The organism is Flavobacterium gillisiae, from assembly GCF_900107635.1.
Classification (GTDB): domain Bacteria; phylum Bacteroidota; class Bacteroidia; order Flavobacteriales; family Flavobacteriaceae; genus Flavobacterium; species Flavobacterium gillisiae.
The window spans coordinates 368644-395584 of the sequence record NZ_FNRD01000002.1 but is presented as its reverse complement, the minus strand read 5'-3'; the positions used below and the strand labels follow the sequence as shown (position 1 = coordinate 395584).

Annotated in this window: 22 protein-coding genes; 11 read left to right on the top strand and 11 right to left on the bottom strand. The window is 35.2% G+C overall.

The genetic code is table 11. From position 1 onward, the window contains the following. From BLV35_RS05235 to BLV35_RS05225, 3 genes are all read right to left on the bottom strand, one after another. Window positions 1–605: ISAon1 family transposase (locus BLV35_RS05235; protein ID WP_449403926.1), on the bottom strand; the 605-nt coding region annotated here is incomplete at its 3' end. Between the two features lie 4 nt (window positions 606–609). After that, window positions 610–981, bottom strand: coding sequence for an ISAon1 family transposase N-terminal region protein (locus tag BLV35_RS05230; RefSeq protein WP_091085757.1), 372 nt, complete (start codon window positions 979–981; stop codon window positions 610–612). A gap of 126 nt (window positions 982–1107) precedes the next feature. Further along, window positions 1108–1506 carry a DUF2452 domain-containing protein gene (locus BLV35_RS05225; protein ID WP_091085755.1) on the bottom strand — a complete coding sequence of 133 codons (399 nt, stop codon included), beginning with the start codon at window positions 1504–1506 and terminating at the stop codon, window positions 1108–1110. Between the two features lie 644 nt (window positions 1507–2150). On the opposite strand from BLV35_RS05225, the gene BLV35_RS05220 reads away from it, so the two are divergent. From BLV35_RS05220 to BLV35_RS05195, 6 genes are all read left to right on the top strand, one after another. After that, the gene (locus BLV35_RS05220; RefSeq protein ID WP_091085752.1) at window positions 2151–2675 is read left to right on the top strand and encodes a hypothetical protein; all 525 of its coding nucleotides are present in this window, start codon (window positions 2151–2153) and stop codon (window positions 2673–2675) included. A 1194-nt stretch (window positions 2676–3869) separates the two neighbouring features. Further along, window positions 3870–4898: a hypothetical protein gene (locus BLV35_RS05215; RefSeq protein WP_091085750.1), complete on the top strand. Its 1029-nt coding sequence runs from the start codon at window positions 3870–3872 to the stop codon at window positions 4896–4898. 446 nt (window positions 4899–5344) lie between these two features. Beyond that, window positions 5345–5740 carry a (deoxy)nucleoside triphosphate pyrophosphohydrolase gene (locus tag BLV35_RS05210; RefSeq protein WP_091085747.1) on the top strand — a complete coding sequence of 132 codons (396 nt, stop codon included), beginning with the start codon at window positions 5345–5347 and terminating at the stop codon, window positions 5738–5740. Then, window positions 5733–9176, top strand: a complete 3444-nt coding sequence (locus BLV35_RS05205; RefSeq protein ID WP_091085744.1) for a DUF3427 domain-containing protein — start codon at window positions 5733–5735, stop codon at window positions 9174–9176. The genes BLV35_RS05210 and BLV35_RS05205 overlap by 8 nt, the downstream gene beginning before the upstream one ends. Window positions 9177–9402: 226 nt before the next feature. Further along, window positions 9403–10518: a PQQ-dependent sugar dehydrogenase gene (locus BLV35_RS05200; RefSeq protein ID WP_091085741.1), complete on the top strand. Its 1116-nt coding sequence runs from the start codon at window positions 9403–9405 to the stop codon at window positions 10516–10518. A 145-nt stretch (window positions 10519–10663) separates the two neighbouring features. Then, window positions 10664–11116, top strand: a complete 453-nt coding sequence (locus BLV35_RS05195) for a c-type cytochrome (protein ID WP_245712014.1) — start codon at window positions 10664–10666, stop codon at window positions 11114–11116. A 542-nt stretch (window positions 11117–11658) separates the two neighbouring features. Here BLV35_RS05195 and BLV35_RS05190 read toward each other — a convergent pair. Beyond that, on the bottom strand, window positions 11659–13740 hold the full coding sequence (locus tag BLV35_RS05190; RefSeq protein ID WP_245712013.1) for a TonB-dependent receptor family protein: 2082 nt from the start codon (window positions 13738–13740) through the stop codon (window positions 11659–11661). A 275-nt stretch (window positions 13741–14015) separates the two neighbouring features. Between BLV35_RS05190 and BLV35_RS05185 the strand changes: the two genes are divergently transcribed. From BLV35_RS05185 to BLV35_RS05165, 5 genes are all read left to right on the top strand, one after another. Next, a complete protein-coding gene (locus BLV35_RS05185) occupies window positions 14016–15041 on the top strand; it encodes a hypothetical protein (protein WP_091085733.1) in 1026 nt (341 codons plus the stop codon). Window positions 15042–15051: 10 nt separating this feature from the next. Continuing rightward, window positions 15052–15906 (top strand): polysaccharide deacetylase family protein, encoded by an 855-nt coding sequence (locus BLV35_RS05180; protein WP_091085730.1) that lies wholly within the window; start codon window positions 15052–15054, stop codon window positions 15904–15906. 367 nt (window positions 15907–16273) lie between these two features. Then, window positions 16274–17710, top strand: a complete 1437-nt coding sequence (locus BLV35_RS05175) for a circularly permuted type 2 ATP-grasp protein (protein ID WP_091085727.1) — start codon at window positions 16274–16276, stop codon at window positions 17708–17710. Window positions 17711–17741: 31 nt separating this feature from the next. Next, a complete protein-coding gene (locus tag BLV35_RS05170; RefSeq protein WP_091085724.1) occupies window positions 17742–18695 on the top strand; it encodes an alpha-E domain-containing protein in 954 nt (317 codons plus the stop codon). Window positions 18696–18700: 5 nt separating this feature from the next. Next, on the top strand, window positions 18701–19639 hold the full coding sequence (locus tag BLV35_RS05165; RefSeq protein WP_091085722.1) for a transglutaminase family protein: 939 nt from the start codon (window positions 18701–18703) through the stop codon (window positions 19637–19639). Between the two features lie 81 nt (window positions 19640–19720). Here the strand turns inward: BLV35_RS05165 and BLV35_RS05160 are convergent, their stop codons facing one another. The 7 genes from BLV35_RS05160 to BLV35_RS05130 all read right to left on the bottom strand — a co-directional run bounded on the left by BLV35_RS05160 (window position 19721) and on the right by BLV35_RS05130 (window position 26931). Then, window positions 19721–21010 carry a murein hydrolase activator EnvC family protein gene (locus BLV35_RS05160; protein WP_176980576.1) on the bottom strand — a complete coding sequence of 430 codons (1290 nt, stop codon included), beginning with the start codon at window positions 21008–21010 and terminating at the stop codon, window positions 19721–19723. 23 nt (window positions 21011–21033) lie between these two features. Then, the gene (locus tag BLV35_RS05155; protein ID WP_091085717.1) at window positions 21034–21804 is read right to left on the bottom strand and encodes a lipoprotein insertase outer membrane protein LolB1; all 771 of its coding nucleotides are present in this window, start codon (window positions 21802–21804) and stop codon (window positions 21034–21036) included. A gap of 7 nt (window positions 21805–21811) precedes the next feature. Beyond that, window positions 21812–23155 (bottom strand): tetratricopeptide repeat protein, encoded by a 1344-nt coding sequence (locus BLV35_RS05150; protein WP_091085715.1) that lies wholly within the window; start codon window positions 23153–23155, stop codon window positions 21812–21814. 96 nt (window positions 23156–23251) lie between these two features. Then, window positions 23252–24268 (bottom strand): sugar phosphate nucleotidyltransferase, encoded by a 1017-nt coding sequence (locus tag BLV35_RS05145; protein WP_091085709.1) that lies wholly within the window; start codon window positions 24266–24268, stop codon window positions 23252–23254. 91 nt (window positions 24269–24359) lie between these two features. After that, window positions 24360–24794, bottom strand: coding sequence for a dUTP diphosphatase (gene dut / locus BLV35_RS05140; RefSeq protein WP_091085707.1), 435 nt, complete (start codon window positions 24792–24794; stop codon window positions 24360–24362). Between the two features lie 143 nt (window positions 24795–24937). Then, complete coding sequence (locus tag BLV35_RS05135) at window positions 24938–26395, bottom strand: lipopolysaccharide biosynthesis protein (protein ID WP_091085705.1); 1458 nt, start codon at window positions 26393–26395, stop codon at window positions 24938–24940. A gap of 38 nt (window positions 26396–26433) precedes the next feature. Further along, on the bottom strand, window positions 26434–26931 hold the full coding sequence (locus BLV35_RS05130) for a hypothetical protein (RefSeq protein ID WP_143031836.1): 498 nt from the start codon (window positions 26929–26931) through the stop codon (window positions 26434–26436). Window positions 26932–26941 lie beyond the last annotated feature (10 nt).

Here is a 26941-nt window from a genome sequence, read left to right as displayed (position 1 = left end):
TGGTTTTGTGTCCATTTAGATTTGTTTTTATACAAGATGTAGCGACTTCTGGCTAATAATTGCTTAATTGTGTCGCCGTTAGATAGTATTATAGGCTCGTATTTAGTTTTTGAGATTTTAGCTTTTTCAATAGCTTCATTCTCCATATCAATTGCTTGCCACCTATATTTTATTCTGATTTCTTGTAAAGCTTCGAGGGCTAGTTTTTGGACATGAAATCGATCCGTAATTCTTACTGCATTAGAAAAGCATTTCTTAGCAATAAGCCCCATGTTAGCCGCCATATCGAGTGTTATTTCGGTAACAGAATTTCTTAGTTTTAGCGGTATTTTTTCTAATATAGCAATTACTGTTTCTGCTTTGTTTCCAGCAACCATGGCTACTATAGTCCCTTTTCTGCCTTTGCCAGCTTTGTTGGTTACAATAGTATAGAGTTCGCCATTGGAGAGGGATGTTTCATCTATCGACAAACGTTTCCCAATGTTTTCAGGAAAGACAAGCCATTGTTTTGCGTGCGACTTTTGTTTCCAAGCTTTAAAATCACTTAAATAATCTTTGTACTGATATTGCAAATTCCTTCCAGAAACCCCGTAGAAAGAAGCAATAGCATTACAATTGTTTGGACTGGAATCTATTGATCTCTTTTAAAAAAGACGCAAACTCTTGTGTTACACGAGTTCCGTCCGCTACTAAATTCCAATCTCTAAAAACCACTTTTCCTGTATCTTCATTAAGCCATCTTCTGCGAGTAATATGAAGATATACCTGATGTCCACGAATAGGAAAATCCTGAACTGTAATCTCGTCAAAGAAACCTTTTGAACTTAATTTAAACGTTCTATATTCTTTAGGAATCGAATTGATCTCTTTAAGGTATATATGTAAAACTTCATCTCCTTTCTTATAAGAAGTCAATTCAAAGTATTCAACAATGATTTCAGGTAATAATAACTTGATTAGTTCGCTATATGAATCTTGCATTTGGTATAATTTGGAAACACAAATATCTAGATTTTAATATTTCCCCACAACTTTTTGTCTTGATCCCTAATTATTTAACTCTAAATAATTAGAAACATGCATCAAGAAAAAACCACCATTCTATTCTTACTGGAGAAATATCCATTTCTTATCACTGTTCAGCTTAAAAGTACCAATGTGCTCCTTATTCCACTCTTGCGGCCCTATCAGCGAAAGAAAATTTACCCCTGCCGCATCTCGATACAAATGATAGATTTCACCCACTACGGGCTCAAATGAAAATTTAGAATTATAAACTAATTCATTCCACTCGTATTCCTCCATTAGATTTTGATATTGCGCTTTGAGTTCATTAAACTTATTTTCAAACTCTTTGTTTACATTACTAATCCCTCTGCTCTTCCACGACACCACATCGTCCATTCTAATTGCTGGCGCACCCACATTTGTAGCATAAGGCAATATATTGGCATTAAATCCTTCCTCTTCTGAAAACACAACGTTATCCGGTATTTTACTTTTCATGTTCTTTATTTTATTTGAATACAACAAAATATTTATCAAGACCAAAAATATATTTTGTTTAACATATGTTGTGCAAAGTTAAACAAAAATAATTAGTTCGCTTTTGGGAAATTAATAATTTTAAAAAAAGAAATGATGCATTGACGAAGATCAGTGTAACTCGGCAACAAAAACCACATCGTTCTCATCTAAAACCAAGAGCATATTCCCGTCAATAAGCAACCAGAAGTCCAATTCCCTACCTAAAGAAATTTGCGGCTCTAATAGCAATCTAAAAACGACCAAAACACTACATCGCTAGGGAATCTTTACAGCAACTCTACTTTTAGATAATGATGGACTCATGGAAATCGCCACCGAGTTCTCACTTATTCGAAAAAGCAAATCACATCAGAGCGTTACAGCAAAATAATTCGAAGAAAACCGAATAAAGAGATGAAATACTCCAAAATAAGACCAAATAAAAACCGAAATACCACTAAAAGCGAGTATTCCTTTTGCTACTGTTGATTAAATAAATAACTTGCTACATATTAAAACAAGCTCCTGACGACCAGAACACACTTAATCTAGGTAGACAAAAGCCATATTACGGATTGTATAACTGATTTTCAGTACTTTTAAGAACTATTAGACAAAACAAAATGACAAGATTTATACTTATTATCGTGCTTTCTTTAACCCTTTTTAGCTGCAATGATCAAAAAGCAAAGCAAGAAGAGTTAGTACTTAAGGCTAAGGAATTGCAACTGCAAGAAAAAGAACTAGAGTTAAGAGAAAAAGACCTTCCAACAGAGGCGCCTGACACAACTCAAACTAGTCTAAACGAACAAGAAGTTGGTGTAGAAACACAAACTGCTTCAACAGATACAAACAACAAAGAAAAATCTAAAATCCGAAAACTCCGATTTTTATACTACTCAAATGTCAGTTTGCGTGCCTATTTTGACGACGGAAGTATCATCGACTGCCCAAGATGTAAATTGACAAAAGAAAACGTCCTATCTCTTCAAAACAATACCGCAGAGAAAGCAGTCCAAACCTATGTAATCGAAAAGGACGGAAGCTTACTCGTTGACGGTTGGAAATACGAATACCCATCAGTAAATAAGGACGAAGATTACGAAGGCTGGGCCATGATCAATTATAAATGGCACGTTAAATATTAAACATACTGCCGTCAACATCCGATTGAACCCACATATGATTTATTGCTAATAATAAAATCATCGTGTTGTATACAAAACCGCAAATCTACCCCGTTTAAACCAGCAGTTAGCATCCAACTCCATTGACGCGCTGCCCACTACAAAATCACATTTAAATTTCTACTTACCACCAAAGAATCAAAAAGGAGCAAATCCTCTAAACGGTCTATTTCCAAAACCTAAAAAAACAGTAATAACCTCAACCAACTCAAAAGCCATCCTCCCAGATGGTTTTTTATTGGACTCTTTTTTCATTTTTCCGAATTCAAAAAAAGTAGTCTCCCAACCCATTAAAAGAAATTACCACCCTTTTTAACACACTATTTACAAAGAAAATCAGGCCTTTACGGGAAACCGTAAACTAAGACCAATAAACTCCCTTATGTTTGTTCTCAGTAGCATACGATATTGCTTTGCAGTATCCATTATTCTTGTAGGTTTTTTGGATGCGTACACAAAGTGAAGAAAGGGCTATCGGTAACGATAGTCTTTTTTGCTACCATCGTTTTGGTTTTTTAGCGTACTAAACAGTAGAAAAACAGTCCGTTAGCTTTGATTAACATCAGAACTATAAAAATAAAGCTTTGGACACAGCACCTTGGAAAAGCGTGTTGACTAAGGGAAGTTTCAATACCTCAAGCATTGGTAACGCTGTTCTTGACTGCAACAGCCGCTTCTGTAGCCCGGCGGAATTTCCCACCAAAGTTTATCCCAAATGCTTTTGCCCCCTTAAGGATAGCGGTTATTCAAATTGGTTTTGGTTAAACAACTATCCTGAAGAAAGAGACCGTCGGTAACGATGGTCTTTTTCATTTTTAATCCAAAGCCGATTTATATCCAGGAGCTTTATCCTGCTCTACGCTCCACTCTTATTGATGCCCTTGTTTTTTTCTACGGCCAAAAAGGAGCTTCCTCCGGTCGCTCTTTTGCCCAAAGAAAAACACACAAGGCCCTTGCATAAGGAGTTCCACTGCGGTCAGGGCTAGGGTACATGGCATTTAATAATCCAAGCTTCAATCATCAAACCTGATTTATAAATTTAATTATATAAGATGTAGTTCATTTTTTTAATTAAAAAAAATATTTTTATAAGAAAATAGATACTTTTATTGTTATTTTGCTGCGGAAAATACAAATTTATTTAAACAACCTACAATGAAAAAAAAATACTTCTTATTTCTACTATTTACGTTTTTTTACAAAATAAGCTTTGCACAAACTATAATAGATATTGCAGAAAACACGTTAAAAATAGGGGCACTTGATGAACAAGTTTTTTATTACGGGTTTGCAGAAGGAGACCAAATGATTTTCAACTTTGAAGAATTGAGTGGAAAGGAATTGAAAGAAATAGAAATTATTGAAATGCCAACGTCTTCAAAATTTACAGATTATAAATCCTTAAAAATTATAAATAAAACCTTGAACATACAAAACAATGGTATTTATAAATTTAGATTTTATAATTCCTCATTAGGAAAACGCATATGTAAGATAAAAATACAAAGAGTTCCCTCATCAGAATCTACAAAAAAGTTTAATTCCAATGTGTTTTGGAAAACAATTAGAGACACAACATATACCCCTACTGTAGAAAAATATTTAGAAAAGAGCGAAAATATTGCAAAAGAAATATATTCTGCAAATCCTCAAATTTCATCGACAACTGCGTTTAATGGAAATAAAAATTACCAAATTATCGATTATGATTTGCCAGAAAACACCGTCTCATGGAGTTTTTATATTGGTACCGGAAATGAGGGCAAAAAAGAGTTTGACAATGCTCGAAACAATTTTACCGACCAAGCGACCTCATCTTTTTCAACACTTTCAACTTATGACCCAATGGCCGCTTTGGCACTAACTGGAATGTCGTATTTTAGTAAAGTACAAGGAGAAGATAATGTTAAATATTGGTTTTTAAGTGATCAAAATAGCGTCCAACTCTTCAATGCAGGACAACAATTTTACACTTATAAATCAGGAGATGTTATAAATGAAGCGTCACAAATGAGAACTCCCTTAGCTGGTAAAATATATTTAGCCCTAATGAATGATAATACCATCGACCCAATTACCTTGACAATTAAAGTTACTGCAATTCAACAAATTGATTATTGGAAAACTAGAACAATTCAAGTAATGAATGTTGCTGAATGGCAAGAACCTTATTTAATGAATTAAAAACAACAAAATTCGATATACTAACCTATTAAAGACCATCGTAGCCGATGGTCTTTTTTCTTTTTCAATACTTCGTGACCTCTTAGCCATTATAAGAAGCTATATCCTGCCCTACGCTCCACTCTTATTGATGCCCTTGTTTTTTCTACGGCCAAAAAGGAGCTTCCTCCGGTCGCTCTTTTGCCCAAAGAAAAACACACAAGGCCCTTGCATAAGGAGTTCCGCTGCGGTCAGGGCTAGGGGATTTGAGTTAATGAGAACTATATCACATGTATTTACTATAAACAACTTGATTTGTTGATAAATTGTTCAATATATTGCACTTTTTTACTTCTCCGTTTAGTTATATTTGAGGAAACCTGAAAACACAATTTAATAGTAAAAAGTAGACGAAACATCGTAAAAATGTTACTGGGTAAGTATTCAAAGTAAAACAGAGGTTAAGAATGAAAAAAATTGAGGTAGTAGCTGCAATAATATATTTTGAGAATAGAATTTTATGTGTTCAAAGACCTAAAAACAAACTCTCCTATATATCAGAAAAATTTGAATTCCCAGGCGGGAAAATTGAACAAGGCGAAACACAAAAAGAGGCTTTAAAACGAGAATTATTTGAAGAGTTAAATATCACAACAGACATCCAGGAATTATTTCTAACTGTTTCACATGAATATCCTGATTTTGAATTGACGATGCACAGTTATATTTGTGAAGTTCAAACAAAAGAACTCATACTTAATGAACATATAGCACAAGAATGGTTAACTCTATCAGAACTTAAAAAACTTGATTGGGCGGCGGCTGATATTCCAATAGTAAATAAATTAATAATGAATGGATAAGTTAGCTGCAATTTTCAATTCAAGTTTACAAACAGGTTATGTAGATAAAAATATTTTATCTAACATAGCGTATCAACCTGAGTTGCTTGTCAATCAAAAAAATCCACCAAAAAAAGTTTTGTCATCAATACTTCATGAACTTGAAAATTGCAACCAGTTTTACATCTCAGTTGCATTTGTCACCACAAGTGGCGTTGCTACAATAATTAATAAACTACAAGAACTAGAAAAACGTGAAATAAAAGGAAAAGTTCTAGTTTCTCAATATCTAAACTTCACGCAACCTGAAGCGCTTAAAAGGTTATCTCAATTCAAAAATATAGACCTAAGAATTGCAACAACAGGAAATGCACATGCAAAAGGATACATCTTTAAAAATAAAGAGCATTACAATCTAATTGTTGGTAGTAGTAATTTAACTGCTCAAGCCTTGTCAACTAACAAAGAATGGAATATTAAAGTCTCTGCGTTAGATGAAAGTGGTCTTGTTGAAAAAGTAATCAATGAATTTAAATCCGATTTTGAAAAAGCAACTCCTGTAACAGAAGAATATATTTTGCTTTATGAAGAAATATATCAAAAGCAATTTCTTCTAAATAAAAACAACAAATTAGAGTCGTTAATTGAATCCCAAACTACTATAACTCCCAATGCAATGCAAATAGAAGCATTGGGAAATTTAAAGAACTTAAGAAACGATAAAAAGAATAAAGCATTAATAATTTCTGCTACCGGAACAGGAAAAACCTATTTATCGGCTTTCGATGCAAAAGCTTTTAACCCAAAAAAATTATTGTTTGTAGTTCATAGATTAACCATTGCCAAAGATTCATTAAAAACATTTCGAAGAGTTTTCGGGAAGGATAAAACAATGGGTTTATATTCTGGTGAAAAAAGAGAATTAGAATGTGATTTTGTGTTTTCAACAATACAAACTATTTCAAAATCCACACACCTTGAGAACTTCTCAAAAGATCATTTTGACTATATTATCATTGACGAAACTCACAGATCAGGAGCAGATTCCTATTTGCGATTAATAGACTATTTTGAACCAAAATTTCTTTTAGGAATGACTGCCACTCCTGAAAGAACTGATGGGAACGATATATTTCAATTATTTGACCACAATATTGCTTACGAAATCAGATTGAACAGAGCAATGGAAGAAGAAATGCTTAGTCCATTTCATTACTATGGTGTCACTGATTTGCTAATTGATAATAATGAGATTGATAATAAATCAACTTTTAACTTATTAGTTTCTAACGATCGAGTAAACAGAATCATTGAACAAGCAAAATTTTACGGAAGTGATAACGGCATAACTAGAGGTCTTATTTTTTGTTCAAGAAAGAATGAAGCAATTGAACTTTCCTCATTATTAAATCTCAAAGGATATAGAACCATTGCCTTAACAGGAGATAGTTCTGAAGAAGAAAGAGCTAAAGCGATTGAAAGATTAGAATCGGATAATTTACATGAAAAGCTTGATTACATTTTTACAGTTGATATTTTCAATGAAGGGATTGATATTCCAAAAATCAATCAAATTATCATGCTTCGACCTACAGAATCGGCGATTATTTTCATTCAGCAATTAGGCCGTGGATTAAGAAAAGTTGATGGGAAAAGCTATGTAACCGTAATTGATTTCATTGGCAACTACGAGAATAATTATTTAATTCCTATTGCATTATACGGAGATACTTCATACAATAAAGACTCTTTGAGAAAATTAATTACCGAAGGTAGCAGAATGATTCCTGGAGCTTCGACTATTAATTTTGATGAAATTACCAAAGAAAAAATATTTCAATCTATCGACTCTGCGAACATGCAGTTATTCTCTGATTTGAAAAAGGATTACAACCTGTTAAAATTCAAGTTAGGTAGAATTCCAATGATGATGGATTTCATTGAACATGGTTCTAGAGACCCTTATTTGTATGTCCATTATTCTAGTTCGTATTACAATTTTATTGTCAAAGTTGAAAAGGAATACAATTCAGAATTATCTAAACAACAGGTTAAACTTTTAGAATTATTTTCGAAAGAAATAAATAATTCTAAAAGAGTTGAAGAAAGTCTAATCATCAAATTATTAATTAAATATGGGAAACTTTCGATAAAAGATTTAAAGGAAACTATTTTAAAAAAATATCATTATGTTGTTTCTGACGAAACTATTAAATCATCTGTTTCTAACTTAAATTTTGAATTTATTAGAGAAAAAAAAGAAGGGAAATTAATTTCAGCAAAAGAAATTTATGATTTGGATATTTTAAAAATTAATAATGACAACCTGCACTTTTCAAGTACATTTCTTTCCTACTTAAACCACAAAGACTTTAAAAGTTATCTTATTGATTCGGCTGAGTATTCAATCTATGAGTTTGACAAATTATTTGACCAAGGCAATTGGCAGAATGGATTTATACTTTATCGAAAATACTCTCGTAAAGATGTATTTAGAATATTAAATGTCTCGGAAAATCCTGTTGCTCAAAACGTAGGAGGCTATTTAGTAAGTCCCGATAATGCACATTGTCCAATTTTCGTAAATTATCATAAAGAAGACGACATTTCTGAGTCAACAAAATATGAGGATGAATTTATAAATAATAAAGAGTTTAACTGGATGTCAAAATCCAATAGGAAAATTAATAGTAATGATGTTCAATCTATTTTAGGAAAAAACGGTGCCATCAGACTCCCTCTATTTATCAAAAAAAACAATGATGAAGGAATGGACTTCTATTATATGGGAGAAGTAAGCCCTGAATTGAATCAGGTTGAACAAACCACCATGAAAAATGATAGTGGTAAACAGGTTTCAGTTGTCAAAATTCGTTTCAATTTAGCAAACCCTGTTTCAACTTCTATGTATAACTATCTGGAAAATAAGGCAACAGCTAAAGTTAATAAACCTGAAAAGAAAGATGTTATTATCCCATTACAAGAAATTATAAATTTTGAACCAACAATAAGGAATCTAATCCCGCTTTATGATTTTTATGCAGCCGCAGGAACATTTAGTGAGATTCAATCTGAAAAAGATTATACTTTAATTGAAGGACCGAAAAATACTAATAAAAACAGTGATTGTTTTGCATGTAAAATTGTTGGTGAGTCAATGAACAGAGTAATTCCAAATGGTTCTATTTGCTTATTTAAACCTTATAATGGGGGCAGTAGAAACGGTAAAATTGTTTTGGTGGAAAACATAGATATTCAAGACCAAGATTTCAATTCTGCTTTTACAATTAAGACTTATTCTAGTGAGAAAGTAGTTTCTGAGGAAGGTTGGGAACATACTTCAATTGTATTAAGACCAAATTCATTTGAAGAATCTTATAAAAATATTATTATCGATGAAGATAATGGTGCTGAAATGAGAGTTGTCGGGGAGTTTGTTTCAATTATTACTGTTTAATGATTCAATCTTATTTTGGATGTAAGTGTATGTTAGTAATACTGAAGGAGCACTAAAAATAGTTGGGCCATACCTTGATTCTGGTCTATGGAAGCATAAGTAACACTGATTAAATGTATCGATGTCGTAGAAATAGCAATTGCTTTCAAAACTAAAATTTTAAAAAATAGCTAATCGACTGATATTCTTTTATTATCTTTAAAACTCGTTTTTTAAATTGAATATCATGAACAAATTTATTCTACTACTTGTACCTTTTTTTATATACAGTTGTCAAGCACAGCCCAATCCAAAAGATGTCGCACTGCAGGACGAAGTAAAAAACTATACTTTGGAAACCGTTGTTGATGGAATTCCTATTCCTTGGGGAATGGCTTGGTTGCCGGATGGCTCCATGTTAGTCACAGAGAAAAGCGGGGTTTTGTACCACATTAAAAACGGCGGAAAAACCGAAGTGAAAAATGTTCCGCCAGTCTACAATCGCGGTCAAGGCGGTTTGCTCGATATTGTCTTGCATCCTGATTATGCCAAGAATGGTTGGATATACATCACCTACGCTTCCACGGAAGGCGAGGGAGAAGGCGGAAACACCAAACTCATTAGAGCCAAACTCGAAAATGAAAGTCTAACGCAAATACAATCCCTATACAAATGCGAACCCAATACGACCAAGGGACAGCATTTTGGTTCCCGCATCGTTTTTGACAACGAAGGTTATTTGTATTTCTCGGCAGGAGAGCGCGGGGCACATTTTGTCAATCCACAAGATATCACTCGTGACAATGGAAAAATTTATCGACTGAACGATGACGGCAGCATTCCCGCAGACAATCCTTTTGTGGGGAAAGCAGGCGCTAAGGAAGCTATTTATTCCTACGGCCATCGCAATCCGCAGGGATTAGTAAAGAATCCCGTTACAGGCGCTATTTGGGATCATGAACACGGTCCAAAAGGTGGAGACGAAATCAACATTATTAAAAAAGGCGCTAACTACGGTTGGCCTGTCGTGACCTATGGTATCGACTATGACGGCACGAGCATTAGTAACATATCCCAAAAACCAGGTATGGAAGATCCCATTTATTATTGGGTTCCCTCTATTGCGCCTTCGGGAATGACGTTTGTAACTGGCGACCGTTACCCAGAATGGAAAGGTGACTTACTTGTGGGTTCGTTGAAATTTCAGTACCTCGAATTAGTAAAATTAGACGGAGATAAAATCACAGGCCGACAAAAAATCGCCACTGATATTGGTCGCGTACGTAACGTGGCGCAAGCACCGGACGGTTATATTTATCTAGCGGTAGAAGGAAAAGGTATTTTAAAAATTATACCCAATTAAATGACCTCGAGAAAAAGTCCAAATGGTATTAGTGAAATAATAGCTACAAATTAACAGATAGTAAAAATTATTTTTTAATCAGTGAATCTGTGGCAAAAAAATCAAAGCAGCACTTTACGCAATTAAACCTAAAGAAATTAAATTGATGATCGCTAAACTACATCTCGGAATTGCCTTATTTGCGTCCGCTTATTTATATTATTCGAACCCAAGTGTTAGTTCAAAAACGAACTACCTTCCTATTTTAGAAATCCAACAACAAACGCCTTTACAAAAAAGCATCGCAGACGGAAAAGAAGTCTATGCTGATTTTTGTATGCAGTGCCACCTGGCAAACGGAAAAGGCGATGGCGTTAATTTCCCCACTTTGGATGGATCCAATTGGCTCACCGAAAAAAGAACCCAGAGTATTCACGCGCTAAAATTTGGATTGAGCGGCCCTATTGTCGTCAATGGCAAAAAATTCAACAGCGCCATGCCCGCCATGGGACTGAGCAATCAAGAAGTCACAGATGTGATGAATTACATCATGAATTCCTGGGGCAACAAACAAAAAAAGAGTGTTAGCCTTGAAGAAGTAGCACTGGTAAAACAGTAAATATTATGTGAGAGGGTGATTCTCTACAACTTCAGTTTAAGTCAAAACTTCTTTTATGAAAAAGCAAAAAAACAACTATTTGGAGCTTTCGATCTAATTATAAAATGAAAACCAAATCGCTCTAATTTACGAGAATCAAAGGTCATTAGCATCCGCAGTCGAGCGTCAAATGTTCGAAGAATGCGTAAAAAGAAAAGCTGTTTGAGCGTAGCGAGTTCTTTTCTTTTAGCATTTGAGAACTTATTTGACCGACGAGGGTGTGTAGACTTGATTTTTTTGTTTCTTTTTTGATCAAGCAAAAAAGAAAATTATAAATACTGGAAACCAAAATTAATAACATTTAGAAAAACTCCATTGAAAGTGTCTTGTGCAATCACTTCTTCAGACATCACAAAAAAAAATCCATTGATGACATCAGATTTGGCGGTTAAAAACGGATTTCATCAATCACAATCTGCGGTAATCCGCTAAAATCCGTTTCATCCGCGTTCCATCCTTTATATTGGTATAAAAACTGAAAATTAAACCCAACAAATTTGCTACTAAAAAAGATAACTCAGGCTAATTCCGCCATAATAATTCCGGGGATTTCCGGGATAATAATACCTTGGTTTGGCTTGACCAAATCCCGCTGCATTAGGCAAAACACTAGCGGCATACTGCGTATTTGTCGCATTATTGATTCCCGTACTTAACTCCGTTTTCAGTCTTTTTAAAAGCATAAAACTATAGCTTGTTTTAAGATCTAAAAGAGAATAGGCTTGGGTGTATTTTGAGTTTTGATCGTTTAGCGGCATAGAACCCACTTTACTAAAAGCAGTGTGTAATTTAAATCCGCTTGTATTACTCAAATCCACTCCTACATTCCATAGCGCATCTGGTACCGCCGTGAGTTGGTTTCCTGAATAGTCATTTGTACCATCCACAAAATCCTTGAATTTAAAACTATTCACTGCCGCCGAAAAATAAGTTGACACTTGATATTGGCTTGTTTGTAAGAGTTGGTAATTGACAAGAAATTCCATTCCAATATGCGAACTCGCCCCCGCATTGATTCCGATGTATTGATCTTCGGCGGTGCGTCTTGCCACCAATAAATTAGTGATTTGAGTACTAAAAAAAGTCAGCTCTGTGTATAATTTATTGTTCAGTCCGTGCGCCTTCAATCCCAGTTCATAGTTCCACCCTATTTCGGGTTTTAGATTGGTATTAATTTGTCCTTCGGGAGTCAGCGTCTCCGCAACAGATGGAGTCGAAAACCCTTTACTTATCGAGGCATAGATCGTTTTGGTCTTGGTAAAACTATAGGAAAGTCCCGCTCTGGGTGACCATACTTTCCCAAAGGTATAGGCTAGGTCTGGAATTGTCGCCGCTTCCGCAAAAAGATCCCGTAACGAATAGCGTGTAGTATTAAAAGCCAGACCTGTTTCTAAATGAAGTTTTGCCGACAATGAAAAATCAGCTTGTACAAAATAATTTTGGTAGCTGCTTTTCTGGTTTTTCTTGCTGAATTCATCTCCGGCAACACTTCCTGGATTGGTTTGCGAAGCATATACATTTTCGAAAAGAGAAAAACTATACTCATCAAAAGCCATCTCTGTTCCTAAACTCGTTTCAAATGGCACCGACAAAAATGTATTTTTATAATTCAAACTAGAACGAAAACCAATACTGCTGCTTTCATCATCCAAAATATTGAAAGGTCGTGGCTCGTAGGCTTTTTTAATATTCGAAAAAACACTGGATTTAAAAGACCATTTTGAGGATAATTGCTGACGGTAGCCCACGCCCATCATCCATTTATCATACGATTCATAGCCTTGCGCCTGAGCCCAATTGCTTGCCGCTTTCTCGGGATTGTTGTTGAAATCGTCTTCATTAATAGAGCTGGGAATGTAGGCTTTGAGTTGGGTATACATTCCGATAAAAGATAATTCTCCTTTGGAGTTTATCTTTTGTTGGGCTTGTAGTGTCAGTGATTTTCGGTCATAAGAGGAATTTTGGCGAAAGCCATCACTTTGTAAATGACTATAATTAACGGAACCCATAGAGGAGGATTTGCCATAATTCGCTGAAAAATTTTGTTTCAAGAGTCCGAAGCTTCCATAGGTTGTAATTGATTTAGCTTGGAATTCATCAGTAGGAATTTCGCGTGCAAACAAATTGATTACACCTCCCAAACCCGAACCAAAACTGGTGCTATTAGGTCCTTTAATGATTTCGACACTCCCAATAGTCTCCAAATCTATATCTTCAATTGTCGATTCTCCTTCGGCAGTGGTTAACGGAATACCTTCGAAATAAGCCTTTATTTTTTGGGTTCCATATTGGGAACGGGAACCAATACCGCGAATACTAATTTTAATGGTGTTCAAAGCGCCTTGTTGCATATACAAACCAGGAATTTTATTGAGTACCGAAGTCAAAATGATACCGTCACTCTTATCGAGCTCCTTTCTGCTAATAACCGCTAGGGACGCAGCCGCGTTTTGAAGTGTAGCCGTTGTAGGAGAAGCTACTATGGTTACTGCAGCAAGTGCCGTGGTATCCTTGGTGATTTGACTAAAAGCAACGCCTTGCTGCAATAGCATAAACAGGAAAAAAAACGGAAGCTTGTTGTACACCGACTTGATTTTAAATTAAGAGTTGAAAAGGGTTATAAAGTTAGGGTATTCTGCTTTGCAATCAAAAACCAATCCTTGTCCACGTCAATTTATAGTTTGTTTCCTGCAATTCTAATCCGCTTTAGTAAGCTATACTTTTTTCAAAAAAACCACTATTGGCCATCTGCACAACACTATCTGTGAATTATATAAAAAATAGGACTTCAGAATACTTTTTTAATGCATACGCCGTTCATTTAAAACAATACCTTTGTAGTAAACCCAAGATTTATTTTATGAAAAATTACGCACTTGCACTTCTTATACCTTCGCTTTTCATTTTTGTTTCCAGCTGCAATAAAAGCAAAGCTGCCGAAGAAAAAAATGAGCTTGAAAAAACAGCTGTAGTCGCTGTTGATTCTGTGAAGAAAAAAGCGGTCACCACAATCGATACTGCGGACTACAATAGAAGAATGCTGGCTTTAAGTAATAACGACACCACGGGAAGATGGCCGGTAAAAACGCCTTATCCATTACCGGGCGCATTATTGCCATACAATAGAATTATCGCCTTTTACGGAAATTTATATTCGACAAGAATGGGAATCTTAGGAGAAATTCCAAGAGCCCAAATGATCAAACAATTACAAGGAGAAGTCGCTAAATGGCAGGCGGCAGATTCTAGTACGAAGGCAATTCCAGCTTTGCATTATATTGCAGTAACAGCACAAGGAGCACCTGGAAAAGACAACATGCACCGCATGCGTATGCCATTTAAACAAATAGACACGGTTCTTAAATGGGCAAAACCCATTGATGCTTTGGTGTTTTTAGATATTCAAGTAGGACACAGTACTGTTAAGGCAGAAGTAACTGAACTGGTAAAATATCTTTCCTTACCTAATGTTCACCTAGGAATTGACCCTGAGTTTTCACTAAAAAATGGACACGTTCCAGGAACTAAAATTGGTAGTTTTACTGCTGATGATATCAATGACGCCATTGACATTCTGGCTAAGGTCGTTCGCGAAAACAAGCTAACACCTAAAGTTCTTGTTGTACACCGTTTTACCCAAGGAATGGTAACTGACTATAAAAGAATAAAAAAGCTTCCTGAGGTGCAAGTAGTGATGGATATGGACGGCTTTGGAAGCAGAGTCTTGAAAAGATCGACCTACCTGACTTATATTTATAGAGAGCCGGTGCAGTTTACTGGATTTAAATTGTTTTACAAAAATGACAATTGGAATAACTGGAAAATGTACACTCCTGAAGAATTGCTGAAATTCACACCAAAACCAAGCTACATTCAATTTCAATAAATACAGCACAATGAAAAATTATTTCGCCTGTCTGATTTTAGGACTTGTTATTTTAGAAGGCTGCCAATCAAAAGCAGAGGAAACTAACAAAGAAGCTCCACAGAAAATAACTGTGGTAAATGAGGTTGAACAAAAAGCCGAAGTACAAAAAGTGACTAATAATGCGGCGACCATTCTTTCCAAAAAGGAAGTGCCTATTTTGTGCTATCATAACATTAAGAATTTTGATGCTAGTGCTGGTCCTATGACTAAAGTTTATTCCGTAAAACCAGCAGACTTTGCGGCGCAAATGAAAGCATTGTCAGTAGCAGGATATCATACGATATTACCTGCGCAATTGTACGAGTATTTAGTGCATGACGGCCCGCTACCTTCAAAACCCATCATGATCACCTTTGACGATACCCGCGGAGAACAATACTCCATTGGCGCAGCCGAAATGGAAAAATATGGTTTTAAAGGCGTGTTTTTTGTTATGACTGTTTCCATTAACCGTCCCAACTATTTATCTAAAGAACAAATCAAAGAATTATCAGATACCGGTAATGTCATCGCAGCACATACCTGGGATCATCACATGGTAACGAAATACTCCGGTGACGACTGGAATACGCAATTGGTAAAACCGAAAGCGAAACTGGAAGAAATCACAGGAACGCCGGTAAGCTATTTTGCATATCCTTTTGGTTTGTGGAATACCGCAGCGATTCCTGAAATAAAAAAGAGCGGCTACCAAATGGCGTTTATCCTTTCGACCAAAAGAGATTCGATCGATCCTCTTTACACCATCAGACGTATGATTGTTTCCGGTACTTGGAATACGGAAGGAATGATGAAAGCGACGGAATCCACTTTCACTAAATAATTTTATTGTGGTTTAAAACAACTCCTGTTTTTTTCCTGATAATCCACGGTGTAAGATGTAAATCCGAAAACACTATTACTTATGTTGGTTTTTTAAGTTGATTTCTTAGTCGCGACTGAACGGTACCCCCTATTTTAAAAGGGGGTGCTCAAAATTCGAACCATATTAAATGCTATTGAATCTCAAAAAAAAAGATAAAAAAACAACAATTCTTAAATAGAAAGCCAACTTTAAGCGAATAATATATTTGTCGTTAATTTTGCAATAAAAAACTTATTTGAAAGTATTAAAATCGTATTTTTAACTAAAAAATTACGGTTTGTTTGCTACAAACTCGTTTTTTATTAATTATTCAACAACAGAGAACATGGTAAAATTAACACCTAATTTAAACCCAAGGGGATGGGATGAAATGTTTTCTAAAGATGGGGTAAGAGAATCATACCGCCAAGTATTACAAACATTAGAAGGTTTAAATCTTGAAAGTTTAAATAAGAAACACAGTCTGGCTTCTGACATTTTTATGAACCAGGGAATCACATTTACTGTTTACAGTGATGAAGATCAAGGAATAGAAAGAATTTTTCCGTTTGACATAATCCCTAGGATTCTTACAAAAAATGAATGGAACGAAGTAGAAACAGGAATTACGCAACGTTTAAGAGCCCTTAATCTATTTTTAGAAGACATCTACAATGAGCAACTCATTGTAAAAGAAGGTATTATTCCAGCAGCACTAATAACAACTTGTCCGCATTATCTTCCCGAAGTTCATGGAATTAAAGTACCTCATGACATTCATGTACATATTGCAGGTATTGATTTAATTAGAGGAGAAAAAGGAGAGTTTTATGTCTTAGAAGACAATTTACGCTGTCCTAGTGGTGTGAGTTACATGCTAGAAAACAGAGAGATTACTAAGCGTATTTTTCCGGAAATGTTTACCGCTAACAATGTAAGCATGGTAGTTAACTACCCTATGATTCTTCATAATATCTTAGTATCACTTTCTCCTAGAAATATTTCTAAACCTAATGTGGTTTTAATGACGCCAGGGGTATATAATTCTGCCTATTACGAACATACTTTTTTAGCTCGACAAATGGGAATCCCGTTAGTTGAAGGAAGAGATTTAGTGGTAAACAATGGTAAGGTGTATATGAAAACAACATCCGGTCTTCAACAAGTTGATGTTATCTATAGACGCCTAGATGATGAATATTTAGATCCATTAGTTTTTAGACCAGATAGCGCCTTAGGAGTTCCTGGGTTAATAAGTGCTTATAAATTAGGTACTGTAGCCTTAGTCAATGCCGTTGGAAATGGTGTTGCTGATGATAAAGCAGTTTATGCTTATGTACCAGATATGATTAAGTATTATCTAAACGAAGAACCTATTCTTAAAAACGTTCCTACCTACCAGATGGAAAATCTAGAAGAACGTGAATTTGTATTTGCCGATATGGGAAATATGGTAATCAAAGAAACCAATGGAAGTGGTGGTTACGGAATGGTGATGGGAAACAAAGCCTCCGAAAAAGAACTAGAAGACGCTAAAATTGCTATTGTAAAGAATCCACGAAACTTTATTGCACAACCTATTATCCAGCTCAGTACGGTTCCTTGTTTTATCGATGGAGAACTCAAGCTGAGACATGTTGATTTACGCCCTTACGCTTTATGTGGTCCTAATGGAGTGCAAATTGTACCTGGTGGTTTAACAAGAGTAGCCCTTACTGAAGGTTCACTTGTTGTTAACTCTTCACAAGGTGGCGGAAGTAAGGATACATGGGTAATGAAATAGTCAATAAAATAGAACCAATAAAACAAACACTATGGAAGTAAATATGCTAAGCCGAGTTGCTGATGGGATGTTTTGGCTCAACAGATACATGGAAAGAGCAGACGGCATGTTGCTTACGCTCAACACACTATATATCATGTCTTTTGATCAAGAAACAAATGACTATCAAGGGTATAAACCATTATTAGAAAACTTTACTAATTTACCTTCTGAGGAAATTTTAGCAGTACAACACAATACTAACTTTGTTTTAAAGCACATTATTTGTGAAGCAAAAAACACAAGCTCTATTAAATGTCTTATCTCTAAAGCGAGAGAAAATGCAAGAGGTTCTCAAGATAAAATAACCAAAGAGTTATGGGAACATATTAACTCTATGTATCATTTTATTAATGACCCAGAATTGCCCAAGAAACTAGAAACTCCTGAAGCAATGACCGTTTTGGTTAAACTGAATAAAGATTTTTTACTATATAACGGTATTTATCAAGTCACCATGCCTAGAGGTTTGGGTTGGGCATTTTCAAGAATTGGAAAACACATTGAAAGATGTTTACAAACCATTTCTATGACACAATCTTATTATGAGCCTATTAATTATAATCTAGAAGGCAAGGAGGATTTGCTCTATTGGAGAAAGTTACTGCTATCCCTTTCTGGCTATGAATTTTATCAAAAAAGCTATAGTAACATCGCTCACAATCGCAAGGTAGTACAACACTTAATCTTTAATAAGGATTTTGCTCACTCCGTAATCTATACTTTAACCTTAATCGAATCGTATTTAAATATCATTTTAAAAGACAATAATGCAAGCGAAGCGGTAACGATGCGCAATCAATTTGGTCGATTAAAAAGCTCGTTGGAGTTTACCGATTATCACCAACTTACAAATCAACAATTAGAAGATTTGTTGAATAATACAAGGACAGAAATAACTCAATTTTCGATCGATTTTTCTAAATTATTCTTCTCTTATTCCTAAAAAAAATGGCTGTTTTTAATATTGTACATATCACAAAATACCAATATAACTGGCCAATTAAAGAAAGTATAAATGAAATTAGATTGTTTCCGCATAATTTTGAAAATCAAGATGTATTGCAATTTCAGCTTTCAATTACAAAAAACCCAGAGGTAGCGATTTCTATGGATTACCACGGAAATCGCGTGGGTAATTTTAATATCATGGAGGCACACTCAGAAATGATTGTTGAAACTAATCTGTTAGTACGCACTACACATTCACAAAAAATACCCGAAATAGACAATGTCAAAGTAGCCGACTTACTAACTAAACTAGAAAATGATATTTACTTATTACGACTCTCGCACCCCGAAACAATTACGAAGCAAATAGAAATTATCAAGATCTTAGAAGAAATTGATTATTGTGATAAATCGATTATTGAAATTGCACAACAATGCAACGAATATGTATTTACTAATTTTACGTATACCAAAGGAATTACAAATATCGAAACCACGGTAGACGAGATTTTAGAACATCGGAAAGGGGTTTGTCAAGATTTTGCCCTTGTCTTATTACAACTTCTACGAACTGCTGGTATTCCGTCTAGGTATGTAAGTGGATATATATGTCCTAATGAAAGTGGGCTTCGAGGTGAAGGCGCAACACATGCATGGGTAGAAATTTATTCCCCTATACAAGGTTGGCTTGGTATAGATCCTACCAATAACATTTGGACTATGGACAATCATGTTAAGCTCTCTGTAGGCCTTAATTTCACTGAATGCACGCCTATTAAAGGAACGTTTAAAGGATTAGCTAAGACAACACTATCTGTATCCGTTTCCATAGGTTATGAAGACGGCAGGCATTTTGAAGAAGTAAATGATGTGCAACTCCAAGACGTATCTGTTGAATTTCAAAAAGAACTAGACGATGCGGAACAGCAGCAACAGTAATAACGAACTAACTCATAACAAAAAAAGCGAATCATATGATTCGCTTTTTTTGTTTATTACCCTAATGAAATAACGTACTAATTATTTATTCGACAACCATCCTTGCGGATTCGTGTAAGTCGTATTTTGCAGCAATAGAAATTTGATTACCGTTTTACCCGTATCTCCATTTGTTCTTACTCTACCCAAACTTTGTTTGATACTGATTTTATCTCCTTTACTTACAGACACCGAACTTAGGTTTTGATAGATCGTGAAATAATCCCCGTGTTGTATCATTACCGCTTTATTTACCGGTGATAGCACCATAACACTAGCTACTTCTCCGCCAAAAACGGCTCTCGCCGTAGCGCCTTCATTCGTAGTGATTTCGACACCACTATTATGAATGACTAAGGTGTTGTAAATAGGGTGTGCTTGATCTCCGTATCCTAATGATATAAATCCTTTCTCTACAGGCCAAGGAAGACTTCCTCTATTTGCTTTAAAGCTATCTGCAATTAATTTATCTTCTGGCGTAAGCTCAATTCTGGAAGAAGATACAGGCGCTTTAGCAACTGCAGCAGCAACCTCTTTTGGCGTTGCATTTGGTTTCTCTGCTAATGCTTTTGCTCTTGCTTTCTCTAATGCCGCTTTTCTATTTGCTTCCGCAATCGCTTCTCGAATCAAACGGTCAATTTGCTTGTCAATAGTTTTAGACTCGCGTTGTTTTTTTCTAATGTCAGATACGATTCTGTTTTTATCTTTCTTAATCGAATTTACCAATTTCTCCTGCTCTTGCTTCTCTTTTTCAAGTGTCTCTTTTTCTTTCTTGTTTTCAACTAAGAGCTTTTGCTTGGCTACTTTTTGACCGTTCAATTTATCGTTAAAGTTAACCAGCTGGGTTGACTTGGTTTTTATTTCTTCTCCTTGATTTTTTCTAAAGCTGGTGTATTGTTTCAAATACTGCGCTCTTTTATAAGCTTGCAAAAAATTCTCTGCAGACAAAATAAACATCGCTCTACTTTGTTCTGAACGGCTTTTATATGACTTCACGATCATCGTAGCATAATCTTCTTTGAGAACCAAAAGCTCTTTGTTGAGTTTGTTGATTTTCATTTGATTAATATACATATCATTCGCCAAAAGCTTAGTTTGCTTTTCGGTCGTATTGATCAAGGTTTCTTTAAGTCTGATTTTGTTTTTTTGGATCAAAAACACATTCATCGCCGATTTTTCCTTTGATTTAACGTTTTGCAACATCTTCTCATTTTCTCTAATCTCCTTTTGGATTTCGGCTTTTCGTTGTTCTAACTTTTCTTGTTGCGAAGACTGACTCCACATCATAGAAGTCATGCACATAAACAGTAGGCTAAGGAGAAATTTTGGCATCGTAAAAATATATTTTTGCAAATTTACTTAATTATAATTCTATTGTAACCATTTGGAACACTATATGGAAAAGAAAGTTCCTCATTAAACGTAATATTATTGTAATCTAAATCAATTACGGATTTCCCTTTGGGCTGATACGTATTAATCACCACATTGCCCGGCAACATTCCTTCTTTGTATTCTTTGATATCTGCATAAGCAACCTGAATCATTCTGCCTTCAGCTGTTTGTGTGATTTCTTGTTTTTGCACACTAAAATTTGCTGCGTTGATGTAGAATGTCTTCTTGGTATTGTCATTTGCTAAATCATCTAATCGGTACAACTGTTCCACTAATGATTCTTTGTATTTCCCTTTTGACAAATCATCCAAAGCCTCCCCTAACAACATGTTTTGAATCTTATTAAAATCCAAATCAGTACCAAGCCATTGGCTCAAAGCACTAAAATCGCCCTCAAAATAAGTGCCTTTTATTTTTTCATAATAGCTCACTGACGTTGGTGTAATACTTGCTTTTGCCATAGTGATTCCTAGAAAACGAATGCTAACTAAAATTTGCTCGTCTTTCTTAATTTTAATTTCGGCAGTAACATTCTGTGATTGTCTATCATCTGAATATTTGGCATTAGCCTTTATATATAATGTAGAAAAATCACTTTTATTGTTGTAGTGATTTGCAATTATTTTACTTGACTTTAAATAAGTAACCGGAACAGTAGCTTCGGTCACGATGGCTTTCGACTTGCACGAAACGAGAAGAACAACTGCCAGTAATGCTAAAAATTTATTCATTTGAATTTTATTGTTTTAATAATTGATTGGCTTTGGAAAAATAGAAATCTTTTTTCTTTACATCTCCTAAACCATTGTAAGCTTCACCAAGTTGTATGTTGAAGTTTATTTCTAATGCGTTGTCATCTACCAGATAATCTAGTCCCATTTCCAACATTTCTTTTGCTTTTTTAAATTGGCTCAATTGATTGTAGGCTAAACCTGAGTAATAATAAAATTGCGGTTGTGCAGGAAAAATATCCACCATATCCATGGCTTTTTTTGCTGCCTTTGTAAATTCCTTTGTTTCCGTATACGCTTGAAGCAAAAGTAAATTCGTTTCAATATCAGTATCCGTGCTTTTAGCATTTGCCTTTTCATAATACCCAATGGCTTTATCCCATTGTTTCTTATTGTGATAAAACTTCCCTATTTCCTTAGACACATTCACTTCCGGATCGTCATCAAAATAACTAACCGCTTTTTCTAAATCAGGAGCAAACTGCGGATTTGCATTTACATAAATTAAGAATTCATTCAGAATTCGGTGTTTTATTTTAGAATCTATTTTGGCACTAGCCAAAGCAATATTCATTGCATTAATCGCTTTTTTTCCGTCATTATTTGCCAAGTGATATTTGAATAAACTCACTTGTGCCCATTCGGATGTCGGTATTGCTGTTTCCAATTTTCGTGCCGTTTCCAACACTTTATCGGTTTCATTATTTTTTGAATACAGATAAATTAGTGAAATGTAGTTGGATTCCTCTTTCGGGAACTTTTGTATTTGATCAATTAAATTAGTGATCTCTGCGTTTTGATATTTCCCTTGGGATAAAATTTGCATTTTGTAGGACTCCCTGCGTTCTGATTTTCCAGAAGATTGATTGAGTTCATTGATGAGATCCAATGCTTTATCAAATTGACTAGTACTCATATATAGCGAGGTCAGATCTTCTTTGAATTTAGCGTCAAAAGGGATGAGTTTGCCGATCGTTTTTATGGCGTTGACGTAGTCTTTAGTTTCATAATCGACGTCATACATTCCTACCCAAAACCATTTGTTTGTGGGGTCGATTTGTGTAGCACGCTCAAAAGAACTGTACGCATTTTTATAATTTTTTAAGGCCAGGTAATTTTTCCCTAATTCAAAATGAACAGTGGCGTTCTCAGGTTCAATTTTTAAACATTGCTCCAAAGCCAAAATAGCTTTATCGTAATTTTCAATTGCTTTTTGCTTCAAGGACTCATAAAAATAATCCTGAAATTTGTCATTATTTAACCTTATCTCTTCCGGCTCCGTTTGTGCCAATAGCAATGTTGAATTGCTTAGCAAAACAAGAAATAGAATCCATAAAGCCGATTTTTTCATTGACTCTTTTTTAAAAACGCAACAGCTCAAATTAAGCTGTTGCGAAATAGCTTTTTATGCGTTCCAGTTAAAAAACTAGATAACAGGAAAAATTCGTTATTCTAATACCGAATAATCCCCAATGCTTATGCTAGTAAAATCACCGTCAAAACGAACATGATTCCCAATCATCGCATTGTCCAACTTTGCATTGCTGATGTGCGCATGCGTCTGAATCAAACTGTTTTTAATCACACTTCCTGTAACATGACTTCCTTTTCCTAAAGAAACATTTGGCCCTACAGTAGAATTAATTAAATACACATCATCTCCAATATAACAAGGTGGAATAATTGTTGAATTGTCTATTCTAACATTTACAGCCACTAACGTTGTATCTTCCTTCTGTAAAAAACCTAGCATTCTGGAATTTGTTTCTACAGTCACATTTTTATTTCCACAGTCCATCCACTCGTCGACATTTCCCGTTTTAAAGACTTTTCCTTTGGCCATCATTGCTTTAATACCATCATTAATTTGGTACTCTCCACCATTTTGAATGTTGTTGTCTAAAACATTTTGAAGTTCTTCTTTTAAAACCCCTACCTCTTTAAAGTAATAGATACCAATAACAGCTAAATCGCTAACAAAGTCTTGTGGTTTTTCAACCAATTCGACAATTTCATTCGCGTCATTTAATTTTACCACACCATAGGCTTCTGGCTGATCTACTTGCTTAACCCAAATAACAGCGTCTGCTTCAGGATCTAAATCAAAATCAGCTCTAATAAGCGTATCTGCATAAGCAATTACGGCTGGCCCAGAAAGTGAATCTTTGGCACACATTATAGCATGACCTGTTCCTAAAGGTTCCAGTTGGCGATAAATAGATGCTTTAGCACCTAAACTTTCTGCCAATTCTTCTAAACTTTTCACAAGATCATCTCCAAAAAAAGCAGGGTCTCCTAATATGAAAGCGACTTCATCAATAGGCTCATCTAGAATTTTGGCAATATCTTCAACTAAGCGGTGTACAATTGGTTTTCCCGCAATAGGAATTAATGGTTTTGGAATGGTTAAGGTATGTGGGCGAAGACGTGAACCACGTCCAGCCATTGGAACTATTATTTTCATGTTTTTGTCATTGCGAGGAACGAAGCAATCTCATCCCTTATTGTTAATTTTATTTATTTTAATCCCAATATCAAAATACTGAGTCTGAAAACTACTTCACTCCCGTGCTTCCGAATCCGCCTTCTCCGCGAGAAGTTTCAGATAATTCCTCAACCTCAATCCAGTCCGCGCGTTCGTGTTTAGCGATAATCAGTTGTGCAATACGTTCTCCGTTTTGGATCACAAAAGCTTCATTGGATAAATTTACTAAAATCACACCAATTTCACCACGATAATCTGCATCAACTGTTCCAGGGCTATTCAGCACTGTTATTCCATTCTTGAAAGCCAGTCCGCTTCTTGGTCGTACTTGTGCTTCGTAGCCTATAGGTAATTCAATAAAAAGACCCGTTTTAACCACTGTTCTCCCTAAAGGCTGCAATGTTACGGCTTCAGTAAGGTTTGCTCTTAAATCCATTCCTGCCGAAGCTATCGTCTCATAGTTAGGCAAGGCATGTTGTGATTTATTGATAATGTTTATTTTCATTTTTATTTGTTTTTATGAGACCAATCGTGAGTTGGCAAAAAGTGTTCTTTTTTTTAGCCCTGCCATTCGCTATATCTTTTTATCCTGATTTTTATCAGGATAAAAAGATATAGCGAATGGCAGGAAATAGCTCCTAATTATTTCTACCCTTTTATAATTTTCCGCAATATTACTTTTTCATTGTGATAAATAAAATAAAGGAACACGATTAATAAACCGACTCCAACATAATAATTCTCTCTGAAACCGTAAAAAGATACGGCTGAAAAAAGTATGGATAGCGAGAGATACCCTCCTATTTTCTTCAAATCATAAGGAATAGGATAATATTTATTTCCTAGGTAATAGGAAATTGTCATCATGCTTCCGTAAGCGGCAATTGTCGCTATGGCCGAACCGTAATAACTCATCGTAGGAATAAGTAAAAAGTTAAGCACTAAAGTAATTACCGCACCTACTATGGAAATATAAGCTCCGATGTAAGTCTTGTCAATTAGTTTGTACCAAACAGAAAGGTTAGTGTAAATCCCCAAAAAGAAATTAGCCAGAATAATTAACGGCACTACTTTCATCGCTTCCCAATACGAGCTGTCGCGAATCATCAGCAGTTTAAAAAGATCGGCAAAAACGATTACAGACAATAATATAAAAGATCCGAAGATGACAAAATACTTGGTCACCATCGCATAAGTTTGAGGTGCGTTTTTATCAGAGGAATGACTAAAAAAGAAAGGTTCAATTCCTAAAGTATAAGCGGTCCTGTACAAAACCATAAACAATCCCAGTTTATAACAGGCAGAATAAACTCCTACCTCTGATTCAGCAATATCAGCCGGCAATAATTTTGATAAAAGAATTTTATCGAATTGTTCGTTGATGGCAAACGCAATTCCTGCCACCATGATAGGCATTCCATAGCGCATCATTCGCTTCCACAAATCAGTATCCATTTTCCAATTTAAGTAAACATAATCAGGGGACAGCGCCACAAAAGTCAATAAACTCGCAATAATATTAGCCAAGAATATATAGCCTATTTGAAAATTATCCACATAAACAGAACGCAAAAACCCATGGGGATTTGCTTCGATTAACATGGGGATATATAGTAAAAAAACAACACTCAGAACCAAATTCACCAAGACGTTACCAATTTTTATTCCTGCATAGACCATCGGTTTCTGATCGACTCTTAATTTTGAAAACGGGATAATGACCAAGGCATCCAATGCCAAAATCCAAATCGTATAGGTTATGTATTGGGAATCTATCCCAGACCAATCGGCCAAAGAACTTCTAAATAATAGAGCGATTACTAAAAACGAAATGGTAGTCCAAAAAATTGAAACCATAGACGTTTCAACCACTGCTTTTTTATTGGGCTCCTTGTTATAAAACCTAAAGAAAGCTGTTTCCATTCCGTAAGCCAGAATAACATTAAAAAATATCATGTAGGCAAAAATAACAGACACTTTTCCGTACTCTGCTTTTGGAAGCAAATCAGTATAAAGCGGAACTAACAAAAAACTGAACATTCTCGGTAAAACTGTCGCGAGTCCGTATATGGCTGTTTGTTTAAAAAGTTTTTTATATAATCCCAAAGTGGTACGTCTTATTAATATTTAGAGAACAAAAATAACTATTTCTTTGGTTTAATCCCTGATGGATTTAGAATCATTGGTCTTTCTTTTATTGCCAAGATTTTATAAAAAAACGTTTTCTCGCGTTTTCTATATTCTAATACCGCCTCGGTGCGCTGCAAATCAAATTTGGGCTCCGTTATAATAGGTGCCTTATTGCCGTATTCTTTTGTGGGGTCGCTGTGTAAAACCAAATCATGATCCGTTGAATCTTGATAAAAATGCGCTACAAAAGTAGTGTCACTTTCTATTTCAACTACTCCTACCATATCTTGGAAATAGACCTTATCCAAAACAATTTCTTTGGCCAGCGGCTTCTCAAACTCGATATAAAAATCAGTACGAGGCGCAACTTGCCCTTCTCCGCTATTTACTTTTTGAAAATACACTGCTGCTATTTCTTGTGGGAAATCCATTTGACATGTCTGCTTTGAGGCACAAAAAGAAAGACTGCCTGCAATCAAGATTAAGAATACTAATTTTTTAATCGAACCCATTGTAAATGAT